The sequence below is a fragment of the uncultured Fibrobacter sp. genome, assembly GCF_946062555.1.
GTDB lineage: Bacteria > Fibrobacterota > Fibrobacteria > Fibrobacterales > Fibrobacteraceae > Fibrobacter.
In genome coordinates, this window is sequence record NZ_CAMGVQ010000045.1 from 1 (window position 1) to 18769 (window position 18769).

Sequence of the window (18769 nt, forward strand, 5' to 3'; positions counted from 1 at the left end):
GAAAACCGCTGCTTAGACTCCTCCCAACCCCTCCACACAAACTGCAGAAGCCTCCGATAAAATCGCTTTTTTTAAGTTGTTCCATTTATCCTCCTAATTAATTTGCATTAAATATAAAAAACACCCCGGAATGTTCCGAGGTGTCCTAAGCTTTTGGCTTTGGATCCTATCGGTAGCTACGCGACCTCCAGGATGACAGGAAAACTGTGAGCAAAAAGCGACCGGTATTAACCGGTCGCGATTGCGAGAGCGAGCGCTTGCCGGAGTAATTTAATACCCTAGTGAAGCGCGAGCGGTCTCATTACAGCTTGTCGTTAGAACCAAGAACGTCAACGATCTTGTGTTCGTACATCTTCTGCATGTTTTCGCGAGCCGGCTTGAGGTACTGGCGCGGGTCGAAGTGTTCCGGATGTTCGTCGAAATACTTACGGATAGCGGCAGTCATGGCGAGGCGGCTGTCAGAGTCGATGTTGATCTTGCAGACAGCAGACTTGGAAGCTTCGCGGAGCTGTTCTTCCGGAATACCGACGGCATCCGGGAGCTTGCCACCGTGGGCGTTGATAGTGTCCACTTCGTCCTGCGGCACGGAAGAAGAACCGTGGAGCACGATGGGGAAGCCCGGGAGCTTTTCTTCGATGGCGTGGAGCACGTCGAATGCCAGAGGAGGCGGAACGAGCTTGCCAGTCTTCGGGTCGCGAGTGCACTGTTCCGGCTTGAACTTGTATGCACCGTGGCTGGTACCGATGGAGATAGCGAGGGAGTCGCAGCCCGTACGGGTAGCGAAGTCGATCACTTCTTCCGGCTTGGTGTAGTGAGATTCTTCAGCCTGGACTTCGTCTTCCACACCGGCGAGCACGCCGAGTTCAGCTTCGACGGTCACGTCGTGCTGGTGAGCGTATTCAACAACCTTCTTGGTGAGGGCGATGTTGTCTTCGTACGGAAGAGCGGAACCGTCGATCATCACGGAAGAGAAACCGTTGTCGATGCAGTCCTTGCAGAGTTCGAAAGAGTCACCGTGGTCGAGGTGGAGCACGATCTGCGGATTGGCGCAGCCGAGTTCCTTGGCGTATTCAACAGCACCCTGGGCCATGTAGCGGAGGATGGTGCCGTTGGCGTAGTTGCGGGCACCCTTAGAGACCTGCATGATCACCGGAGACTTCTGCTTGACAGCAGCCTGCACGATGGCCTGCATCTGTTCCATGGTGTTGAAGTTGAAAGCCGGGATGGCGTAGCCACCCTTAACAGCCTTTGCAAACATTTCCCTGGTGTTCACCAGGCCGAGTTCCTTGTAAGAAACTGCCATTTGTTTTACCTCTTGATTTGATTGGCGACTTGCATCGCCGGTTAAAAGTTACGGGGCTAAATTTAGTAAAAAAATCGGAATTCGGAATTCTGATTTCAGAATTAACCTCCAAAAAACAATTCCGAACTCCGAAATCAGAAATCTGAAATTACTTCGCTTCCTGCTGCAGGGCCTTGTCCTGGATCACGAGGTCCACGCGGCGGTTCTTCTGACGGCCTTCCTTGGTGGAGTTGTCGGCGACCGGCATGGTCATACCGAGCCCCTTGGCCGTGAGCCGTTCTTCGGCGATTCCCTGTTCCACGAGGAATGCCTTCACGTTGTCAGCTCGCTGCTGGGAAAGCTTCATATTGTGTTCGGCAGAACCGGTGTTGTCAGTGTTGCCTTCGATGGACACGCTGAACTGCTGGTACACGGAGAGGATTCCGGCAACCTTGGCAAGGCTTGTCTTTAGGTCTGCCTTGAGGTCGGCCTTGTTCACGGCGAACAAGATGTCGGACATCGAAAGAATGATGCCGCGGGCGTCCTTGGACACCTGAATCATCTGGGACTGGAGCTCGTTCAACTTGTTCATGGCTTCCCGCTGGCGTGCTTCGGCCTTGGCGCGTTCTTCTGCGAGAGCCTTCTGCTCTTCGGCGAGCTTCTTCTGCAGGTCCGCTTCGCGTTCGCTCGCGGCCTTCAACGCAGCTTCCTGGGCGGCAGCTTCGGCCTGGAACTTCTCCTGGTTCTGCTGCATTTCGGCCTGGAGGCGTGCTTCCTGGTCCTTCATCTTGGCCTTTTCTGCTTCGAGGTCATTCACCTTACCGCTACGGGCCTGGTTGATCTGCTCCTGGATAGCTTCGATAGAACGGGCGGTGGCGGCGCGCTTTTCCCACTTTTCGGCAGTGCTGTTGCGGACCTTCTGGGTTTCTGCCTGGATAGCGGCGATCTTCACCTGAGTATCGCACTTGCTAGAAAGCGATTTCACCTGGTCAGATTCCGGGTCATCTTTGTAGGCGGCGTCCAGGTCGGCGAGTGTCGACTTGGCGCCGGCGAGGGAGTACTTTGCTGCAGTGGCGTTGGCGGGGATATCCTTTGTGGCGTTATCGATGGCGGCCTGGCATGTTTCCACGGCGTTCGGTGCGGCCTGTTCGGGGGCGGCTTCTTCGGCAGCGAAGGTGAAGGCGGCTGCTATGGCGCTAATCATCAAAAGATTTCTCGTTTTCATTACTTGGCACCTCCGTTCTTGGTTTCCTGGTCAAGGATGCTCTGGTAGATGAGCTTACGTTCGACGTCGCCTCTCAATTCCTTTTCGACTTTTTCGTCTTCGGTCTTGGCGGCTTTCAGTTCGGCGTTTGCGATAGCGAGTTTGTAATCCAGGACACTTTCTTCGGCGAGAGCGGCAGCCTGTTCTTCTTCACCATTCGCCTGCAGGGCCTTCGCAGAATCCAATTTTGCGTTGGCGGCTTCGATCTGGGCGGGGTCTGCCTTTGTTTCTTCGGCGATAGCCTTGTTGCTGTCGGCAACTTCAATGGACTTTGTGGCGTTTACGCTAGCGGCGCAACCGGACAAGAATGCGAGGGAGGCAAGAGCCGTTCCCGCAATTAAACATTTTGTTTTCATCTAATACTCCCATCGGGTTAATTTATGGTATGATAAATGTACAAAAAAAATATTGACGGGGGAGAAGTCCCCCTCATTGGGCTTCATACGCCAGCACATTCGCCAGGCTTTTTATTGCCTTGCCCGACTTGACCAGGCATCTTTTCTCCTACTAAAATTTTACTTGATAAATTAATTTTTTGTATATAAATTTAAACATGTGTCTGGATTGGAGAACTGATGAATATTGCTGCTATAATTAAACCCGTCGCTTTATCCTTTTCGCTTGTCGCATGCCTTGTGGTTAACTCTCTGGCGGCCGTAGAATATACGCTCCACAAATCGGTAAATCCGAGCGCCGACGAGCAGGACGCCTATAAACGAATCACGGCCGTGATGGATTCAGCAGTCAAGCTCTACAATACTTACTCGAATCTTTCGAAGTTCATCAACGTGTATTATGCGCCGGGCGTACCCACGGCCGAGGCCAGCAGCAACGGAGACTTGCGTTTTGGCGAAAATCGCAGCTACATGGTCGTGCCGACCGCAATGCACGAAATGGCACACACAATAGGTGTTGGAACCACGTCAGAATACGCTGCAACGTGCGTGGACGGAGTTTTCAGGAATGACAAGGTTCAGGCGAAACTCCGCGAAATGGACGGAGCGAACGCGGAACTCCATTGCGACCGCCAGCATATTTGGCCGTACGGTTTGAACCAGGCTAGCGAAGCCAAGTCCGAACAGGATCTGATAAACCACGTGCTTATCGTAGAGACTATATACCAGCAACTGTTCAAGGTGGCATTTTTTAAGGAGGGGAGAATCAAGTCCCTCGACGACACCAAAAATTGCATGGGGATTACATCTTCCAACGCACTGGAATTGATGGATTGTAATGATACCGCGACTTTCGTGAAAATTTTCTCCGTGGGCGACAACCCCGTTACCTATTATGTTCAGATGGGGAGCCGCGTAATCGACATTCCGAACGAATCGACGGAGGCTGGCGTGAAGGCATCGACCTATGGCTACAACGGCGGCGCGCACCAGCGGTATATTTTTGAAGAGGCAATGGTCAATACGCCGAACGCATTCTATCTCAAGAATTTCAAAAGCGGACATTACCTCCAAGCGGTAGGAACGACCGTGGTGCAGAACCCGAAAGGCTCCGGCGACGATTTCGTTTGGCAGCTTCTTGAAACTTCAGAAATAGACACCTCGTCTGCTGACACCTCAGTCGCGGATACGAGTAAACAGGATACTTCCAAGACCGATATTGCCGCAAAACAGATAATGAAATCGCAGCAACTCCGCCTACCAAAGAGAACCTTCGATTTGAAGGGCCGTGAGGTGCGCAAGCAGGCGTTGAGCCGTGCTCGTGGGACAATCCTGTTCAAAAAGAAACCCTAATTAACGCATTTTTACATACCTTAATGGAATTTTGGGTGTTTTGGTATGTAATTGTATTGTTGATGCATCAAGTCTTACATACTAATTGTCGCATTTGGTATGATTAGTATGTAATTTCGGTATTGAAAAGCCCTTTTTAGAGAGTTTTTTTCATATACAGGCGTCATAATCGTCTTTTTGGGGCTTTTTCGACTGTGAGGAAGTCGTTTTTTACATACTAAATTGTTTTTTTATGCGTTTAGTATGTAACGCTCTATGGCAAGGAATCTTGAGCGACTCTGTTTTGCTCCGCAAAAGCTTTCGCGCAACAAACGAAAAAGACCTTCAAGATGAAGGTCTTTTTTCGCGGGATAGACGAGGCTTGAACTCGCAACCTCCGGCGTGACAGGCCGGTGCTCTAACCAAAATTGAGCTACCACCCCAAATCGTTTACGATTTTCGGTAGTGGGCGATAACGGATTCGAACCGCTGACATTCTGCTTGTAAGGCAGACGCTCTGAACCAACTGAGCTAATCGCCCGAAATTTTTACTTGTCTTGATTTTTGCCTTTCCAGAGGATTCCGACCGGAATCACGACCAGGTAGGCGGCAACCAAAATAAGCGGTGCAACCGTGAGAGAGACCGGATTGTCTGCAGGGCCAGTGGCGAGGCAAATGAAACCGATTATGAGGAGTAACACACCGAGAGCAATCAGAATGATATTCTTTTTATCCATCAGTATTAATCCTCATCTCAAGATTACGAAGCCAAATATACAAAGTTTTATGTTCTTGTCAACCGATTTGGGACTAAAAAGCGCATTTTTTTTGCAATATTGAGCCGCTCGGTCTCTCTGTGAGCAACAAACGCCTCGTATTAACGAGGCGTGGTTGCGAGAGCGAGCGCTCGGGGGCCGTACTTGTTAGATTGGGCGCGAGCGGTCTCTATTTTTGACCAGGATATTTAACTCGTGTATGGTACGTGCCGTCCAAGCTATTCAAGAAAGCCTTTTCAAGCTTGGAAAGTTCCTTGATTGAAAGGTTACATTCGTTGAACTGGCCTTCGGTAAAGCGACTTTCGATGGTCTTGTGGATCATCGCCGCCAATGCCTCGGGGCTCGTATCGGTCATGGAGCGGCTGGTAGCCTCGATAATGTCAGCGAGCATGAGAATAGCTGTTTCCTTGCTCTGCGGTTTCGGACCCTTGTAGCTGTAGTCTTCGACCTTGACTTCTTCTCCGGTTTCCTTGGCATTTTCAAGAGCCTTGTGGTAGAAGTACTGGATAATCGAAGAACCGTGATGTTCGCGGATACCGGCAGCGACAAGCGACGGTATGTTGTATTCATTTGCAAGCGCTGTTCCCTGTTCCACATGTCCAGTGATAATTTTGACGGACTGCAGGGGATCGATATTGTTGTGCGGGTTCACGCCCTGCTTCTGGTTTTCTGTAAAGTATTCGGGGCGCATCGTCTTGCCGATGTCGTGGTACAGAGCCATTACGCGCACGAGGAGTGAATTGGCTCCGATACTTTCGGCGACATGTTCTGCAAGGTTCGACACCTGGATGCTATGGTGGAAAGTTCCAGGAGCATATTCAGAAATACGCTTAAGGGCCGGACGGTTGAAGTCCGACATTTCCATGAGGGTGAGTACGGTCGTGATTCCGAAGATGCGTTCCATCAAGTGGATCAACGCGACAGAGGCGAGAGCGTAGCAGAGCAAGATATTTGCGCTTCCCACAATTAAATTCTGGTAGAACGCTTCCAGGGAAAGGCGGTTGCGCAGGAGGTACATCACGCTGATGGCGGCGGCCATAGCCAGAACGCCGACAATGATTCCCCATACGAACTGGACGCGGTAACGCATTCTGGCAATGGGGTAGGTGGCGGCAAAGGTCACGCTGAATGCACAGACCATCGCAGCGAGGTCGTAACCGTTCAGGATACCGAATATCAACGAAGAGAATACGCTAAAGGCAATTCCTAGGCGGCGATCGTAGAGCACCGTTGCGGTAACAGGCGCAAACGCGACCGGATAGAGCCACATAAAGTCCAGGTTCTCGGGAATTATCGAAATGTCTGCGCTGCTGATACTTCCGGAAAGGTGGTGTACGCCCCAGAATGCGACAAGCTGCAATAGGGCGAGCGCAATCAAGCTCCACAGCTGGCGCGCCGTCTTGAACATGCCCCGCGAGGGAGAGTTTAAAAGGAACAGGAAAAAGAAGGTGATGATGATGGTAAAGACAAGTGCGTTACCGTAGATAGCCGTAAATGTCTTGGAATTTTCTTCCTTCTGTTGGGCCCGCTGCAGAGCGTCGATCTTTTCAAGAATGTCCTTGGTAATGGGAGCTCCCTGCGCCACAATTTCCATGCCGCGGGGAACCATACCTTTGATCAGCGTCACTTTGTTACGGGCGTCTTCGCGGCTCGCGACCGTTTCTTTTTCAAGGTAGAAGACGTTCGGCATCATGAACACGAACAACGTTTCGTAGAAGGCGCTCAATAGCCCCTGTTCGTTCGGGAAACTCATCTGCAGCTGGGCGAACGCTTCGTCGATACGGCGACGGAGCGGCTGGATCGTACTTACTTCGACAGTCGACTTTTCGTTGTCCTTGATCAGCGTGATGTTCGGCTTGTTATAGATGATGTACTTGAACTCTTGCAGGTTGTAGTTGTCGCGGTAAAGCTGCGCGGCGGTTTCGGTACTTGCGATAAAGGTGTTGGACACGCCCATCTGGAGCATGCGGTTAAACACGGAAAGGAGCGAGTCGCGGGCCTTCGAGTTCTGACTCAGCGGCTTGATGGCCGAAGTCGAAATGCGCTGCTTCAGGACTTCGTAAATACGGGAGGCCTGCACGACTTTGAACTGCACAGACGAATCACCGTCACCGCTTGCGTTCAGCTGGTTTATCTGCGATTGCAGGGAACCGTATTGGGCAAGCTTGTGCAGGAACAACTTCAAGTCTTCAGAAACGCGGTTGGTCTCGTCGCTGTTGAAACCGAAGATAGCGTTCACCTTTTCGGCGGCACGGGTCTTTTCAGCTTCGATTTCCTGTTCGGACTTGGGCACCTCGAAATTGATGGGGGCGACAATCGTGCGTGTGCTCACCTGGCCCAGGTGAGGTCGTTCGGACTGGAGGGCGATGTTGCGGTCCGGAAAAAGGAAAATGGCGGCGGCAACAACCAGAAGCCATCCAATGATAAAGTGAATTCTCATTTTTTTCTTTTTCATTCTACGACGATCCTTCGTAAGCTTTCAAAATGTCTTTCACGAGCGGGTGGCGGAGCACGTCCGTCGACTCGAATTCCACCTGCGCGATTCCGCGGATTCCCTTGAGCAGGTTCATGGCGTGCACGAGCCCCGATTTCTGTCCCTTGGCCAAGTCCACCTGGGTCGCGTCCCCGGTAATGATTGCCTTGCTATGGGGACCGAGTCGGGTGAGGAACATCTTCATCTGCTCGGGGGTCGTGTTCTGCGCCTCGTCCAAGATGATGAAGGCTCGCTTGAGCGTGCGGCCGCGCATGTAGGCGAGCGGGGCGACTTCGATTGAGCCCGTTTCTTCGTAGCGGCGGAGTTTTTCTGCGGGAAGCAGTTCGGCGAGGCTGTCGTGGATGGGGCGCAGGTACGGTGCGATTTTTTCCTTGAGGTCGCCGGGCAGGTAGCCGAGCGATTCACCCGCCTCGACTGCCGGGCGCACCAGGCAGATACGTTCTGCCTCATGGCGTTCTAGGCTTGCCACGGCGAGTGTCACGGCAAGGAAGGTCTTGCCGGTTCCGGCAGGGCCCTTCGCGAAGATGATGTCGTTATGTTCGACTGCGTGCACCAGTTCGGCCTGTGCCTTGGTCTTCGCGAACACCGAAACTCCCATACGGTTCCTGAAAATAGGGGCCGTCGGGATCTCTCCGGATGAATCAAACTCACCCGTGTCGGCAGGATCCAACAGTCTCGAAAGCGCTCCGGACGAAAGAACCTTGCCGTTTTTTGCGGCCATCTTCAACTGGTCTAGAACGGCCAAAACACCAGGCAAGTCTCCGTTTTCCTTCGCAATAATGCGTAGTCCAGGAAGCCTCGTCTGTATTTCAACACAAAAACGGCTCTCCAATAAGCGGAAAACCGTTTCGTTCTCGCCTGAAACCATTCGTTTCAGGTCATCCGATAGGGAATAGCGTTGTTCGTCCATCTAGAACGCGTGGCTATGATTACTCTTCGGCAGCAGGAGCTGTAGAAATACCGAGCTTGTTCTTGGCTTCGAAGATTTCCTTGCGGAGCTTGTGGTTTTCTTCGGTAATGGCGACCGCTTCTTCTTCGGTCTTCTTCAGCTTGTTTTCGTCAATCTTTTCCTTCGGGGCAGACCTCTGAACAGATTCTTCGGATCCGTCGGCGTTATCGTAATCGTCGCTAGAACCACCGGAAGAGCCGGCGCAAGCGGTGAACATGGCAACAGTCATAGCTGCAAGGAGAAATTTCCAATTTTTCAAAAGAGACATTTAATCAGGCTCCATTCTAGTCTGTGATGCCTAAAATCTATAATAATTTGAGCCGAAAAGGGAACAAAAATGGTAAATTTATTGCGAAAAAACACCTTTTTTGAGGATAATATGGTTGTAAACACTTGCTCCAGACCCTATTCTCAGGTATTTATCGAATCTTCGCTCTATAATGCCAAGAATTTATACAAAAAACGCCGCAAGGCCATGCTCAAGGAACTGGACTCCCTTTTTGTGATTGCCGGAATGCCTATTGAACCGGGAAGCGAAGAAGCGTTCGTGCAGACCTGGAACAAGATGGTACAGGAACCCGCCTTCCTGTATCTTACGGGAATAAACCAGCCGGGGTGCTACCTCTTGCTCGATCCGAAAGCCAACGACGAAATCCTGTTCGTCCCTCCGAAAGATCCGTTCAAGGAATTCTGGAACGGCAAACGCCTCGGGTATCTGGAAGACAATAACGAAGTCGCCCGCATCACAGGAATCAAGGACGTGCGCCCCGTAGATGAATTGATGGATACGGTGGTAGCCCGCGCAAGGAAACTTCCCAAGGGCTCGTACGCCTATGCGTATTTCTTCGAAAAATTCAAGGAAGACCACAACGACCGGTTCAGGCATCAGTTGCTCAAGGCGCTTAAGCCCACGGGTATCAAACTCAAGAGTGCAGCGGCTCTCCATTGGTCGCTAAGACTGCCGCTCGAACCCGAACGCATCAAGGACGCCGAAGCGGCGCAGGCTGTAACGGACCATGCGTTCCGCACGATCCTCGCGAACATGTCCTCTTTCAAGAATGAACGCACCTTGGGCCTAGCCCTCGACTACGAGATGCAGCGCGCAAGTGACGGCGATCTCGCTTTCCCGACAATCGTCGCCGGTGGCGAAAACGCCTGCTGTCTCCATTACGTAAAAAAAGACGAACCCCTTAAGGCGGGGAAGCTGGTGCTCCTAGATTTCGGCATCCGCATCGGGACTCTCCACAGCGACATTTCCCGCACAATTCCGGTGAGCGGCAAGTTCAATCCACTTCAAAAAATGTTGTACGAAATCGTCCTCGACTCCGCCGCGGAATACCAGAAGGTAGTACGTCCCGGAGTGTCCCTCAAAGAAATCGGGAACATTTCCTGGGACTTTATCATGCGCGAACTGGAGGCCCGCTTGGTCAAAGGGTGCAAGGGTAAATTCAAGCTGCTTTACGACAAGCGCCCGCACGGCGTAAGTCATTTCATCGGTGAACAGATTCACGAAGGTGAACCCGGCACCCGCTCGCTTGAAACCGTTTTGCGTCCGGGAATGCTGATTTCTTGCGAACCCGGGCTCTACGGTGAATTTGAGGCGACTATCGACGGCAAGAGATACCGCGAAAAAATCGGCATCCGCATCGAGGATAACCTGCTGATTACCAAGGACGGTTTCAGGAACATTTCGCAAAACATTCCCAAGACCGTCGCGGATCTAGAAAAATTGATGGCGTAGCTTTGTTCGGGGCGTGTGACGCCCCGGCATCCCATTAGTCCTTGATGCAGCGGACATTTGCATAATTGTCCTTGGCTTTCACGTAAACCGTGGGCCGACTAGACTCGTCATAAGATGCAGGAACGGTAGGTGATCCAAAGATATTGCTGCATGGATTCTGCGTACTACGGCAGTCGACAAAGCCGTTTGCGAAACCATCTTCTTCGGCAATCCATAAAGCTGTATAAAGTTTTTCGTAGTTGAAGGTTCCGTTGTAGTAGACACCCGTTCCCTTGTATTCCAGCCCGCTGATGAAATCGGTTGGTTGCTGATCGATTTGCCATGTGCTTGCGTCAATTATGTATAACTCAAGCTTATTTGTACGGTCTTGTAAGTCTTGCTGCTCCTGGAATCGTAAATAGAATCGATGTATGCAGAAGTCTTGGGAGAGTCATACTCCTCGGAGGAACTAGACGTTAAAGAGGAGGAGGGCTCGGCTGAAGAGCTTGTCTTTTGTCCGCTAGAACTGGATGTGCTATCGGACGAATCAACGGAGCTACTTGAAAAATCGTCGTATTCCGAAGAGTAGTCTTCATCTATATATTCGGCGTCGGAACTGTTTTCGCACTGCATCCCCAAAAGGCGACGGATAGGGCCGAAACAGATAAAGAAATATGGCGTGGAATCGCTGACGCATACATCCTCCTAAATACAAATCAAATTATAGAATTATAAAGGAGGGGAGTGGATGGAATACAAAACTAAAAAGCCTCTCTTTCGAGAGGCTTTTTTAGCGGGATAGACGAGGCTTGAACTCGCAACCTCCGGCGTGACAGGCCGGTGCTCTAACCAAAATTGAGCTACCACCCCAGTGGTTTTGCTTTGTCCGAGTCAGTTTCCTAACCGAACGAGCCAAATATAAAAAGAAATAAATCCGCTGTCAAGGGATATTGGCGAAAAAATTCATTTTTTTTTGAAAACTTCGACAAGGTTGACATGTCGCTAAAATTGTCAACGCCATTATAGCACGATCCGAAGTAAATTTCCAATGCCAATAACATCCCCAAAAGCCGCCGTTGGGATTGCTGACATAGCGCCATTCAATATAATCTCCAAGATTATCTTCTAGCCAAGAATAGAATCCTTGCCATGCAAATCTAATTCAGGTGTGTGAATGAACCCAAAAAGAGGTGAATTTTATTCACCTCTTTTTCTTTTTTGTAGCCTTTTTTTTTTACTTTACATCGTTCCACTTGCGGATGAGGCCGGTGTAGATATCCCGCAGCTTTGCAAGGGAAATGTTGGAAATCTGGTTCTGCTTGTTGACAATCACGGCGATGCCGTCCCGGGCGATGGTCTGGGGAGTCAGGGCTTCCAGTTCGCTAGGTTTCAGGTTGCGGCTAGCCATACCGATATCGCAGGTCCCTTCCTTGGCGGCCAGCATTCCCGAAGAGGAATCGTTGGTCTGGATTTCGATTTCCATTTCCGGATTCAGGGCCATGTAGGCCTCCTTGAGCTTTTCCATGACCGGGGACACGCTGGAAGAACCGGCGATGACGATCTTGCCCTTCTGTTTTTTGGCCTGGAACTTTTTTCCGTCGGAAACTCCGATATAGCCGTTGCCTTCGATAATGGCCTGGCCATCGGCACTCAGGATAAAGTCCACGAAGTCCTTTACGGCGTCGTTCATCTTGCCCTTGGTGGCGATGTTGAAGGGACGAGCGATGGGGTACTTGGCGGCCTTGATGTTTTCCTTGGTGGGGGCGAATCCGTCAATATCCAGGGCCTTCACGGAACCGTTCAGGGAACCTAGGGAAATGTAGCCGATGGCGTATTCGTTACCGGCTACGGAGCTCATGACACCCTGGGTGCCGTCGATGGTGATGGCTTCCTTGGTGGTATTGTCCTTCTTCTTTCCGTTCTGCTTGATAAGGGTGCCCACCAGTTCGGTAAAGGCGTCCCGGGTGCCGGAACCTGCTTCTCGCGCGATGACGGAAATATCCATTTGTTTGGCGGCGGGGGCTTCGGCGTTCTTTTCTTCGTTGTTCCCGTTGCAAGCGGCGGTAATACCCATTACGGCCAAACTAATTGCACAAACGGTTAAAGCCATTTTTTTCATTCTTGAATCTCCTTAGTTGGTTTTGAATGATGGCCACAAGTTAGACAAGGCGTGTAAAGTCCCAATAGTGGGTTGGGTAAAATCTTTGTAAAGCCTTCGCCCCTCTTTTATTCTTTTCAAGAACTTCACAAATATTTTACTTGGCCATCCCTTCAGTTTTTACAATGACAATCTAAGTTGATGCCGTCATTCAAACAGGGCTTGTCCCAAAGGAGTTCAAAATGACGATTAAGAAATCTTGCATCATCGCAGCTGTTGTTACGACTATCGGCATGGCTAGTGCCGCCGAAGAATCCAAGGCCAGTGGCTTTGACCTGACCGGAAATATCCAGACCCAGGCCTACAAGGCCCTTTACGATAACGAAAAGGAAAACACCCTGGATAAGTTCTGGTTCCGTGCCAACATCGGCGGAAAGTACAGCTCTGAAGATTTCGATGCCCAGGTGACTATCCGCATGTATGCCCCTCACTTTAACGGTGGCGCCGACCGTTTCCAGGCCGATACCTATTACGGCAATTACAAGTGGGCGGCTTCCGGACTGAACTTGAAACTGGGTCACTGGAAGACGGATACGGAAGGTGCCGGCAACTTCGGTGCTTACCTGGACAAGAACCTTTCTACGCGGGGCTTCCTCGCTCGTGACTATTCTCACGATGCCGTGGAGCTGGGCTGGAAAAAGGCCGGTAACCAGCTGAACGTAATGGTGGGTACCGATGACGAAAACTTCAACAAGGGTTACCTCCGCGTGAACGACGACTTGAAACTGGGAGATGCCCTGAAGCTCGGTCTGGGTTACCGTGCCAACGTGCTCGATCCGGTGCAGTATAGCGCTGTCCTTACCCATGTGGTGGATTTCCGGGTCCGCTACCAGGCCTCCAAGCAGCTGGCGGTATATGCAGAAGCGGCAGCTATCATGACCGGCGAAGACGACGAGGTGAATGCAGCTTCCATTGAAGCGGGCACTGCCGTAAAGCCCCTCTACGGTCAGGATACCCAGTACTTCCCGGTGTACGGCGGCGTGGAATTTCCTACCGGTGGTATTTTTGACAAGGCCTTTGCCGAAGTGGAATACGTCGCTAATCGTGACGAACTGAACACCGATGCCGATGAATTGGGTTGGGCCGTAGGTCTCGTGAAAAAGATCGGTTCCCACGGAAAAATCCAGGCGACGGTCTATAGCGAAAACGAAATGTCCGATGTAGGCTTCAGCGCCCGCCTCACGACTACCATCAAGTAATCCTATGAAACTCAGTTTATCCAATCCATTTAAGGAACGGGCCGCATCCACCATCTTCCTGGTCTCTGCGCTGGCAAGCATTCTGTTTGTGGCCCTGATCTGCGTGTTTCTTTTTGCAAATGGTGTCCCCGCCATTCTAAAGATAGGCGTTCCGGACTTTTTGTTCGGAAAGGAATGGGCCCCCACGGACGAGCCTGCGGTCTACGGGATTTTTCCCATGATTCTCGGCAGCCTCTACGTGACACTGGGGGCCCTAGCCATCGGTGTCTCGGTGGGGCTCCTGTCGGCCATATTCCTGGCCCGGTTCTGCTCCGAAAGGCTTCACAGGATCCTGAAACCCGCCGTGGAACTCCTGGCCGGCATTCCCTCGGTAATCTACGGCTTCTTTGGCCTGGTGGTTATCGTGCCCTTTGTGCGGCAGCACTTTGGCGGGAGCGGTTTCAGCATCTTGACGGCCTCGATCCTGCTTGGAATCATGATTTTACCGACCATCATTTCCGTTTCCGAAGCCGCTCTGCGGGCGGTCCCCAACAGCTACTACGAAGGTTCCCTGGCTCTCGGGGCCACCCACGAAAGGAGCGTGTTCTTCACGGTACTTCCGGCGGCCACGTCGGGAATCGTGGCGGGCATTATCCTGGGCTTTGGCAGGGCTATTGGCGAAACCATGGCGGTGATTCTCGTGGCCGGTAACCAGGCCCGAATGCCCGACGGTATTCTCGGGGGTATCAGAACCTTGACCGCCAACATCGTGCTGGAAATGGGTTATGCCACGGACCTGCACCGTGAATCCCTCATAGCCACCGGCGTGGTGCTGTTCACCTTTATCCTCATTATCAACCTGCTGTTTTCTATTCTCAAGAAGAGGGTTATCAAATGATCGGATACTATAAGCGTTCGCCCCTTTCGCTGTTCCTGAGAATCCTCGTGACCCTAGCTATTGCCATTACGGTTTGTTCCCTGGGGTTCCTGGTCCTCTATATATTGGTGAAGGGTATTCCTTTCTTGAAACCCTCCCTTTTTTCCCTGACCTATACTTCGGAGAACGTGTCTTTCCTGCCCTCCATCCTGAATACGGTTATCATCGTGTTAGGCTCCCTCCTGGTGGCAGGCCCCCTGGGAATCTGTGCCGCCATCTATACGGTGGAATACGCCCGTCGCGGAAACAAGATCGTGGGACTGGTGCGGCTCACTACCGAAACCCTTTCCGGAATCCCCTCCATTATCTACGGTCTTTTCGGAATGCTGTTCTTCGTGACCGCCCTGCACCTGGGATATTCCCTGGTCTCCGGTATCTTGACTATTTCCATCATGATTTTGCCCCTGGTCATGCGCACCACCGAAGAGGCCCTGCGGGCAGTTCCGGATAGCTATCGCGAAGGTTCCTACGGCCTCGGGGCAGGTAAGCTCCGTACCGTGTTGTCGGTAATCTTACCGGCGGCCGTTCCGGGAATCCTTGCAGGCGTAATCCTTGCGGTGGGCCGCGTGGTGGGGGAGACTGCCGCCCTTATCTATACGGCAGGTACGGTGGCGGATTTCCCCAAGGGAATATTCTCTTCGGGTAGGACCCTGTCTGTTCACATGTACGAACTTTCTCGAGAAGGTTTCCATACCGGCGAGGCCTACGCCACCTCGGTTATCCTCATTCTAGTGGTCCTTCTCATCAACTGGATTTCTAACAATTTTGCAAAGAAAATCGGGAAAACCAAATGACCCCTAACGAAAAAATTTCTATTCGCGGCATGGACCTGTACTACGGTAATTTCCATGCGCTGAAAGACGTGAACCTTAACATTATGCCCAACGAGATCATGGCCTTTATCGGGCCCTCCGGCTGCGGCAAGAGCACCCTGCTCAAGTCATTGAACCGTATGAACGATCTGGTGGAAGGTTGCAAGATTACGGGCCACATCCTCCTGGATGGTCAGGATATTTACGGGAAAATGGACCCCAACATTCTCCGGAAAAGGGTGGGCATGGTGTTCCAGAAACCCAATCCCTTCCCCATGAGCATCTACGACAATATCGCCTACGGCCCCAGGACCCACGGTATCCGCAACAAGGCGGAACTGGACGAAATCGTGGAAAAGTCCTTGCGGAATTCCGGTGTGTGGGACGAGTTGAAGGATCGCTTGAAAAAGAACGCTCTAGGCCTTTCCGGCGGTCAGCAGCAAAGGCTCTGCATTGCCCGTGCTCTGGCGGTTTCGCCGGAAGTGCTCCTGATGGATGAACCCACCAGCGCCTTGGACCCCATTTCCACCTCCATTATCGAGGACCTGGTTCTGGAACTCAAGAAGGACTATACCATCGTCATGGTGACCCATAACATGCAGCAGGCCACCCGTGTTTCCGACAGGACCGCCTTCTTCCTCTTGGGGGAAGTCATCGAAGTCAACAAGACAGAAACCCTGTTCTCGCTGCCCAAGGACAAGCGCACCGAGGACTACATTACCGGGAGATTTGGTTAATGAGAAACCGTTTTGATTCGCAACTGGAAGCCCTGAACAGGGGCATTATAGAAATGGGCGCCCTGGTGGAAGATTCCCTGAAGGCCTCCATCGACGCCTTGTTGGCCTTTGACCGCGAAACTGCCAAGAAGATTGTGGTGGGCGACAAGGAAATCGACCAGAAGATGAAGGAAATCGAGACCCGTTGCCTGCGGCTTTTGCTGAGTCAGCAGCCCGTAGCCCGGGACCTGCGCCTAATTTCGGCCTCCCTCAAGATGGTGGGGGACCTGGAACGCATTGGCGACCAGGCTGCAGATATTGCCGAAATCGTGGCGGAATGTACAGACCAGGATGGGGCTCCCCTGAAACTGGCCGCCATTCCGCCCATGGGCATTGACGTGCTTAAGATGCTGGCCCAGAGTATCGATGCCTTTGTCCGTAAGGACTTGAAGCTGGCCAAGATTGTAATTGAAAGTGACGATGACGTGGATTTCCTTTTCCGCTCTGCCAAGCGTGAACTGGTGGAAACTATCAGGAAGACGGAAAGCGATGCCGAGAGCATTATCCATTCCATTATGATCGCCAAGTACCTGGAACGCATCGGCGACCACGCCATGAACGTGGCCCAGTGGGCCATCTTTGCAGAAACCGGTACTCATCACGGTGTCAGCCTCTTGAACGGGGTCGATGATTTCGATGATAAGTAAAAAAACTCCCGCGTAAGGTTTTACAAAGACCTTACAGTAAGATCATTGGAACCTTACGCGAGCAGTTTATATTTCGCTATGAAATCAGAATTGGTTTAGAGGTTACCATATATATGAAAAATCAGTCGGTGCAAATGGTTGTCTTTGACTGGGCAGGAACAACGGTTGACTTTGGTTCACAAGCGCCCCTCCAGATATTTGATAAGACGTTTAGGCATTTTGGACTCAAGTTTACTTTAGAAGAAATTGCGGGCCCTATGGGAATGGAAAAGAAGGACCATATCCGAGCCTTGCTTTCTTCTGCAGAAGGTCAGATGTTCTGGAAAATGGCACAGAGAAAAGAGTGGGCTGAATCGGATATAGACCTTATTTACGAATCTTTTGAGATGAACCTGAAGGCGGTGGTAAAGGACTATAGCCATGTTATGGAAGGGGTCCTTGAATCGGTTCGGATCCTCCGGGAAAAAGGCCTGAAAATCGGGAGCACGACGGGCTACTCTTCTGAAATCATGGCTCCCATACTTGCCCAAGCAAAAGAAGAAGGGTATGAACCAGATTGCTGTGTGACACCGGATATGTGCGGTTTTAGCCGCCCGACTCCCTTTATGCTTTTCGAATGCATGAAACGCCTCCAGGTGTATCCGCCAAAATGCGTAGTCAAGGTGGGGGATACCCTGGTGGATATCGCCGAAGGGAAAAATGCCGGGGCCTGGTCGGTGGGGGTCTTGACTGGCTCCAGCGTGTTGGGTTTTTCCAAGGAACACTACGATGAACTTTCTAACGGAGAAATCTGGAATGCGAAGCGTGTGGCAGAACAAAAATTTTTCGATGCCGGTGCGGATTTCGTAATTGATTCTATATCGGACTTGCCGGAGCTTATAAAGCAAATCGATGAAAAATTGAGGTAATTTTATGGATAGCTTTTATAATTCGGTGCGGGTTTTTCAAGGACGGGGCTGCTTGCGGGAACTCCCCAGTGTCTGCAAGAAAGCCCTGAAGGATGACCTGTCCGCTATCATTCTCATTCTCGTCTGGGACAAGTCTGTCCTGGAACAAAAGGGAATCCAAAAACTCCAGGAAGAGTTCCCCAACACCCTGGTAGAAGAATGTTCCGTTTCAAACCCGGAAATCGAGGACCTTTTCGGCCTTTATCAAAAGTTCTACCGTAAAAAGCTGGATTTGATCATTGCCGTCGGTGGCGGTAGCATTATGGACCTGGGCAAGTCCCTTTGCATGATCCACGACGAGGAAATTGAATCTGCGGAGGAACTCAGGAACATTATCGCAGAAAAGCGGTACAGGAAAAGTTCCCTGCAGTGGATAGGCGTTCCGACTACCTCGGGAACGGGTAGCGAAGTGACCTGCTGGGCAACGGTCTGGGATATGGAAAACCTGAAAAAATCTTCCATCGAGACCACAGAAAATTATGCCTATGCGGCCTTTGCCGATTCCCGCTTGACGGAAAACTTGCCTATCAAGTTGGCGGTATCTTCCGCCCTGGATGCGGCCTGCCACGCGGCAGAAAGCTACTGGGCGAAATCCACGAATTCCATTTCCCAGATGTACGCTTTAAAGGCGATTCATCTTATTTTCTCTGCGCTTCCCGCTCTAGTAGAAAGGCGAGACCCTATCCTTACATCGGAAATTCTGAGTCGGGCAAGCCTTGTTGCAGGGCTTGCCTTTAGTAACACTCATACGACGGCCTGCCATTCTATTTCTTACCCCCTGACAATGCTTTTCCGCATTCCCCACGGCGTTGCAGTTGCACTGCTTCTTGGGGGAGTCTTTAAGCTGAATCAGTCAAAAATCGAGGAATTACCCGAGTTGCTGGAAAGTTTCGGGGTAAAGTCTGTAGACGATATCCAGCCCCTGGTGGAAGGGTTCTTGACGGCGGCAGGCTTTGAAATAAGGCTTTCGAAGTGGGGGGCGACTGACGCCACCTTAGAAGAGGCTGCAGAAAAGAGCATGACCAAGGGCCGTGCCGACAACAACCCGGTGCCCCTTGATAAAGAAACGGTTTTAAAAATTCTCAACAACATAAAGGGATGA

General features: G+C 51.4%; 18 protein-coding genes and 3 tRNA genes. 9 read left to right on the forward strand and 12 right to left on the reverse strand.

The window, feature by feature from the left end; genetic code table 11:
- Nucleotides 1–301 precede the first annotated feature (301 nt).
- The 3 genes from Q0P86_RS12195 to Q0P86_RS12205 form a co-directional block, all read right to left on the reverse strand.
- Nucleotides 302–1303, reverse strand: coding sequence for a class II fructose-bisphosphate aldolase (locus tag Q0P86_RS12195; RefSeq protein WP_295039750.1), 1002 nt, complete (start codon nucleotides 1301–1303; stop codon nucleotides 302–304).
- Between the two features lie 148 nt (nucleotides 1304–1451).
- Nucleotides 1452–2507, reverse strand: coding sequence for an OmpA family protein (locus Q0P86_RS12200; RefSeq protein ID WP_295039752.1), 1056 nt, complete (start codon nucleotides 2505–2507; stop codon nucleotides 1452–1454).
- Nucleotides 2507–2902, reverse strand: coding sequence for a hypothetical protein (locus Q0P86_RS12205; protein WP_294115906.1), 396 nt, complete (start codon nucleotides 2900–2902; stop codon nucleotides 2507–2509). Before Q0P86_RS12205 ends, Q0P86_RS12200 begins: the two co-directional genes overlap by 1 nt.
- A 219-nt stretch (nucleotides 2903–3121) precedes the next feature.
- Here Q0P86_RS12205 and Q0P86_RS12210 point away from each other — a divergent pair, with 219 nt between their 5' ends.
- Nucleotides 3122–4294 carry an RICIN domain-containing protein gene (locus tag Q0P86_RS12210; protein ID WP_295039754.1) on the forward strand — a complete coding sequence of 391 codons (1173 nt, stop codon included), beginning with the start codon at nucleotides 3122–3124 and terminating at the stop codon, nucleotides 4292–4294.
- A 346-nt stretch (nucleotides 4295–4640) separates the two neighbouring features.
- Here the strand turns inward: Q0P86_RS12210 and Q0P86_RS12215 are convergent.
- The 6 genes from Q0P86_RS12215 to Q0P86_RS12240 all read right to left on the reverse strand — a co-directional run bounded on the left by Q0P86_RS12215 (nucleotide 4641) and on the right by Q0P86_RS12240 (nucleotide 8760).
- A tRNA-Asp gene (locus Q0P86_RS12215) sits at nucleotides 4641–4716 on the reverse strand.
- 23 nt (nucleotides 4717–4739) lie between these two features.
- Nucleotides 4740–4814: transfer RNA gene (locus tag Q0P86_RS12220), tRNA-Val, on the reverse strand.
- A 7-nt stretch (nucleotides 4815–4821) separates the two neighbouring features.
- On the reverse strand, nucleotides 4822–5010 hold the full coding sequence (locus tag Q0P86_RS12225) for a hypothetical protein (protein ID WP_290996614.1): 189 nt from the start codon (nucleotides 5008–5010) through the stop codon (nucleotides 4822–4824).
- Between the two features lie 208 nt (nucleotides 5011–5218).
- Nucleotides 5219–7504, reverse strand: a complete 2286-nt coding sequence (locus tag Q0P86_RS12230; protein ID WP_295039756.1) for an HDIG domain-containing metalloprotein — start codon at nucleotides 7502–7504, stop codon at nucleotides 5219–5221.
- A 1-nt stretch (nucleotide 7505) separates the two neighbouring features.
- Nucleotides 7506–8453 (reverse strand): PhoH family protein, encoded by a 948-nt coding sequence (locus Q0P86_RS12235; RefSeq protein ID WP_072978442.1) that lies wholly within the window; start codon nucleotides 8451–8453, stop codon nucleotides 7506–7508.
- 19 nt (nucleotides 8454–8472) lie between these two features.
- On the reverse strand, nucleotides 8473–8760 hold the full coding sequence (locus Q0P86_RS12240) for a hypothetical protein (protein ID WP_072978441.1): 288 nt from the start codon (nucleotides 8758–8760) through the stop codon (nucleotides 8473–8475).
- A gap of 111 nt (nucleotides 8761–8871) precedes the next feature.
- On the opposite strand from Q0P86_RS12240, the gene Q0P86_RS12245 reads away from it, so the two are divergent.
- A complete protein-coding gene (locus Q0P86_RS12245) occupies nucleotides 8872–10233 on the forward strand; it encodes an aminopeptidase P family protein (protein WP_295039759.1) in 1362 nt (453 codons plus the stop codon).
- Nucleotides 10234–10569: 336 nt separating this feature from the next.
- Here Q0P86_RS12245 and Q0P86_RS12250 read toward each other — a convergent pair whose 3' ends face one another.
- From Q0P86_RS12250 to Q0P86_RS12260, 3 genes are all read right to left on the reverse strand, one after another.
- Complete coding sequence (locus Q0P86_RS12250) at nucleotides 10570–10845, reverse strand: hypothetical protein (RefSeq protein WP_294114604.1); 276 nt, start codon at nucleotides 10843–10845, stop codon at nucleotides 10570–10572.
- Nucleotides 10846–11006: 161 nt separating this feature from the next.
- Nucleotides 11007–11082: transfer RNA gene (locus Q0P86_RS12255), tRNA-Asp, on the reverse strand.
- Nucleotides 11083–11446: 364 nt separating this feature from the next.
- Complete coding sequence (locus Q0P86_RS12260) at nucleotides 11447–12331, reverse strand: substrate-binding domain-containing protein (RefSeq protein WP_295039762.1); 885 nt, start codon at nucleotides 12329–12331, stop codon at nucleotides 11447–11449.
- Nucleotides 12332–12552: 221 nt separating this feature from the next.
- On the opposite strand from Q0P86_RS12260, the gene Q0P86_RS12265 reads away from it, so the two are divergent.
- The 7 genes from Q0P86_RS12265 (at nucleotide 12553) to Q0P86_RS12295 (ending at nucleotide 18769) form a co-directional block, all read left to right on the forward strand.
- Entirely contained in the window at nucleotides 12553–13569 is a 1017-nt protein-coding gene (locus Q0P86_RS12265; RefSeq protein WP_072813048.1) for a hypothetical protein, read from the forward strand.
- Between the two features lie 4 nt (nucleotides 13570–13573).
- Nucleotides 13574–14446 carry a phosphate ABC transporter permease subunit PstC gene (pstC, locus tag Q0P86_RS12270; protein WP_290994324.1) on the forward strand — a complete coding sequence of 291 codons (873 nt, stop codon included), beginning with the start codon at nucleotides 13574–13576 and terminating at the stop codon, nucleotides 14444–14446.
- Nucleotides 14443–15279: a phosphate ABC transporter permease PstA gene (gene pstA / locus Q0P86_RS12275; protein ID WP_295039764.1), complete on the forward strand. Its 837-nt coding sequence runs from the start codon at nucleotides 14443–14445 to the stop codon at nucleotides 15277–15279. Before pstC ends, pstA begins: the two co-directional genes overlap by 4 nt.
- Nucleotides 15276–16034, forward strand: coding sequence for a phosphate ABC transporter ATP-binding protein PstB (pstB, locus tag Q0P86_RS12280; RefSeq protein ID WP_072980466.1), 759 nt, complete (start codon nucleotides 15276–15278; stop codon nucleotides 16032–16034). Before pstA ends, pstB begins: the two co-directional genes overlap by 4 nt.
- Nucleotides 16034–16720, forward strand: coding sequence for a phosphate signaling complex protein PhoU (gene phoU, locus Q0P86_RS12285; RefSeq protein WP_295039767.1), 687 nt, complete (start codon nucleotides 16034–16036; stop codon nucleotides 16718–16720). Before pstB ends, phoU begins: the two co-directional genes overlap by 1 nt.
- Before the next feature lie 113 nt (nucleotides 16721–16833).
- Entirely contained in the window at nucleotides 16834–17628 is a 795-nt protein-coding gene (gene phnX, locus Q0P86_RS12290; RefSeq protein WP_290930936.1) for a phosphonoacetaldehyde hydrolase, read from the forward strand.
- A gap of 4 nt (nucleotides 17629–17632) precedes the next feature.
- Entirely contained in the window at nucleotides 17633–18769 is a 1137-nt protein-coding gene (locus tag Q0P86_RS12295) for a phosphonoacetaldehyde reductase (protein WP_290930938.1), read from the forward strand.